This is a genomic window from Hymenobacter agri (genome assembly GCF_054778495.1).
The window spans coordinates 1-3,572 of the sequence record NZ_BAAGZM010000451.1 but is presented as its reverse complement, the minus strand read 5'-3'; the positions used below and the strand labels follow the sequence as shown (position 1 = coordinate 3,572).

At 63.4% G+C, this 3,572-nt stretch carries 2 protein-coding genes and 1 pseudogene; all 3 read left to right on the top strand.

Annotation, left to right across the window (positions count from 1 at the left end):
* Positions 1-330, top strand: a pseudogene (locus ACYVDE_RS17500) (alpha-ketoglutarate transporter); the annotation flags it as partial.
* A gap of 122 nt (positions 331-452) precedes the next feature.
* On the top strand, positions 453-1,763 hold the full coding sequence (locus ACYVDE_RS17495) for an MFS transporter (RefSeq protein WP_460502834.1): 1,311 nt from the start codon (positions 453-455) through the stop codon (positions 1,761-1,763).
* Positions 1,764-1,967: 204 nt separating this feature from the next.
* A complete protein-coding gene (locus ACYVDE_RS17490; RefSeq protein WP_460502832.1) occupies positions 1,968-3,317 on the top strand; it encodes a dicarboxylate/amino acid:cation symporter in 1,350 nt (449 codons plus the stop codon).
* Positions 3,318-3,572: the final 255 nt, after the last annotated feature.

Sequence of the window (3,572 nt, the reverse complement as noted above, 5' to 3'; positions counted from 1 at the left end):
GTGCCGCTGCTGCTGGCGCTGAGCCACGCCCGCAGCGTGGAAAGCAGCGTGCTGCTGCTGCTGCCGGCGCTGGCCATCGTGAGCTGCTACAGCGGCATCAACGCGGTGGTGAAGGCCGAGCTTTTTCCGACCCCGATTCGGGCGCTGGGCATCGGGCTGCCCCACGCGCTCACGGTGGCGGTGTTTGGCGGCACGGCCGAATACATCGCCCTCTGGTGCAAAGACATCGGCCACGAGTCGTACTTCTACTGGTACGTGGCGGGCTGCATTTTCGTGAGCTTGTTGGTGGTGGCGCGCCTGTTTCGGGCCCAGCGGCCTTCGTATTTGTAGGCCGCTGCGGTCGCGGTTTCCTTGCTGATTTCCGGCTGCGCAGGTGGCCGCTGGCCGGCGCCGTTTGGGCGGCCGGGCGCACTCGTTCTTCCTTCTTTATCAATCAATTCCCACCTCATCTCATGTCCTCCACCGTTTCGCTTTCGTCTGCGCCGCGCACCACCGGGTCGCGGCTGCGCTCCATCATCAGCGGCTCCATCGGCAACCTGGTGGAGTGGTATGATTGGTACGTGTACTCGGCCTTCGCCCTGTATTTCGCCCCGGTGTTCTTTCCCACCACCGACCCCACGGCCCAACTGCTGAGCTCGGCGGCCATTTTCGCGGTGGGCTTTTTGATGCGGCCGCTGGGCGGGTGGCTGATGGGCCTGTACGCCGACCGCGCCGGGCGCAAGGCCGCGCTGCTGGCCTCGGTGCTGCTGATGTGCGGCGGCTCGCTGCTCATTGCCCTCACGCCGGGCTACGCCCAGATTGGGGTAGCGGCGCCGGCCCTGCTAGTGGTGGCGCGCCTGCTGCAAGGGTTGAGCGTGGGGGGCGAATACGGCACCTCGGCCACCTACCTGAGCGAGATGGCCGACGAGCGGAACCGCGGCTTCTACTCCAGCTTTCAGTACGTGACGCTGCTGGCCGGGCAGCTGCTGGCGCTGCTGGTGCAGCTGGGCCTGCAACAGGTGCTGAGCCCGGCCGAAATGCAGCAGTGGGGCTGGCGCGTGCCCTTCGGCATCGGCGCGGTGGCGGCCCTGGTGGCCCTGTACCTGCGCCGCCAGATGGAAGAAACCCAGGACTTCGTGAAACACGCCGCACCCGCCGGGGAGCCGCAGGAAAGCCGGTTCCGGGTGCTGATGCGCCACCCGCGTGAGGTGCTCACGGTGGTGGGCATGACGCTGGGCGGTACGCTGGCCTTCTACACCTTCACCACTTACGCCCAGAAATTCCTGGTGAACACCGCGCACTTCAGCAAGGAGCAGGCGACGCTGGTGTCGTTTGGGGCGCTGGCCGTGGCCCTGGTGCTGCAGCCGCTGATGGGCGCGCTGTCGGACCGGGTAGGGCGGCGGCCGGTGCTGCTGTTTTTCGGGGTGGGGGCCACGCTGGGCACCGTGCCGCTGCTCACGGCCCTGAGCCACGCCAGCAGCACCTGGGGAGCCTTCGGGCTGCTGGTGCTGGCCATGATAGTGCTGAGCGGCTACACGTCCATCAACGCGGTGGTGAAGGCGGAGCTGTTCCCCACTTCCATCCGGGCCTTAGGCGTGGGGCTGCCCTACGCCCTCACGCTGGCCATCTTCGGCGGCTCGGCCGAGTACGTGGCCCTGCAAGTTAAAAGCTGGGGCATGGAATCGGCTTATTACTGGTACGTAACGTTCTGCGCCGCCATTTCGCTGCTGGTGTACTGGCGCATGGCCGATACCAAGCACACTTCGCGCATCGGCAAAGACTGAGAAGCGGTTGGGGTTGAAACGGGGTAGAGACGCAACATTTTGCGTCTCGTCGTTCGCGCCGAAACAACGATTTCGTTCAACGATGAGACGCAAAATGTTGCGACTCTACCCCGGGCTGTACGCTTTTTAATCAACCTAAATACTTTGTAATCAATCTCCCCACACCCGTCCTGACTTTCCCACCACCTCATTTCCTTGGTTCCCATGAAAAAAGCGTTTTCCAACCTCACCGTGCAGGTGCTCACCGCCATTGCCCTGGGCGTGCTGGTGGGGGGCTTGTTTCCGGCCTTCGGCGCGGCCCTCAAGCCGGTAGCCGACACCTTCATCAGCCTCATCAAGATGCTGATAACGCCCATTATCTTCCTCACGGTGGTGCTGGGCATCGCCGGCATGGGCAGCATGAAAAAGGTGGGCCGCGTGGGCGGCAAAGCTTTGCTGTACTTCGAAATCGTGACCACGCTGGCCCTGGGCATCGGCATCATCGTGGCCAATGTGACGCAGCCCGGCGCGGGCGTGCAGGCCACGGCGCAGGCCGTGCTGAAAGACGCCAAAAAGACCGAGGAAGCCGCCAAATTCACCGAAAAAGCGGGCGAGATGAACTGGGTAGAATTCTTCACCCACATCGTGCCCGACAACGTGGTGGGCGCCTTCGCCAAGGGCGACATCCTGCAGGTGCTGCTGTTTTCCATCCTGTTCGGCCTGGCCCTGAACCACATGGGCGACTACGGCCGGCCCCTCACCAAAACCTTCGACCGGCTCTCGCACGCCATGTTCCAGGTGCTGGCCATGGTGATGAAGCTGGCCCCGATTGGCGCGTTCGGCGGTATGGCTTTCACCATCGGCAAGTACGGCATCAGCACGCTGCTGCCGCTGGGCAAGCTCATGCTGGTGGTGTACGCCACCATGTTCCTGTTCATTTTCGTGGTGCTGAATTTGATTTTGCGCTACTACAAGCTGCGGCTGGGGCCCTACCTGCGCTTCATCAAGGAAGAAATCCTGCTGGTGCTGGGCACCTCGTCGTCGGAATCGGCCCTGCCGCGCATGATTGACAAGATGGAGCGCTACGGCTGCTCGCGCTCGGTGGCCGGGCTGGTCATTCCCACGGGCTACTCCTTCAACCTCGATGGCACGTCCATCTACCTCTCCATTGCCGTCATTTTCCTGGCGCAGGCCTTCAACATTCCGCTCTCGCTCACGCAGCAGCTCACGCTCATCGCCATTCTGATTGTGACGAGCAAGGGCGCGGCCGGCGTCACGGGTTCGGGCTTCATCGTGCTGGCCTCTACACTGGCGGCCACCAAGACGATTCCGGTGGAAAGCGTGGCCCTGCTGCTGGGCGTCGACCGGTTTATGAGCGAGGCGCGGGCCATCACCAATGTCATAGGCAACGGTGTGGCCACGCTGGTGGTGGCCAAAAGCGAGGGCGAATTCGACGAGGAGCGCCACCTATTGGCCCTGCAAGGCCGCTCGGTGCCCGAGGAGCAGCGCCCCGAGCCGGCCTCGCTGTTGCCCCGCGTGGAGCGGCCCCACGAGGAGGAAGTAGCGGTGGATTAGCGCTGTAGCGCGGACTTTCAGTCCGCGACTCTAAACTTAGTCCGCGCTCTTAAATAATACACCCAAACAACTCCTGAACGGCGCGTGGACGCGGACTAAAAGTTCGCGCTACTTCCCACCCAAATACTTCGTTTTTTGATGAATAACTTCCGACTATTGTTGGTGGCTGGCGGCAGCCTTGCCCTTTCCGTGGCTGCCCAGGCCCAGGTGGTGGTGCCGCCCACCACCGGCAAGGCCGCCGACCCGGCCCCCGTG

Excerpts from the sequence above, each read along its gene's own strand:
- ACYVDE_RS17495 (WP_460502834.1), top strand. The coding sequence starts at position 453 with ATGTCCTCCACCGTTTCGCTTTCGTCTGCGCCGCGCACCACCGGGTCG.
- ACYVDE_RS17490 (WP_460502832.1), top strand. The coding sequence starts at position 1,968 with ATGAAAAAAGCGTTTTCCAACCTCACCGTGCAGGTGCTCACCGCCATT.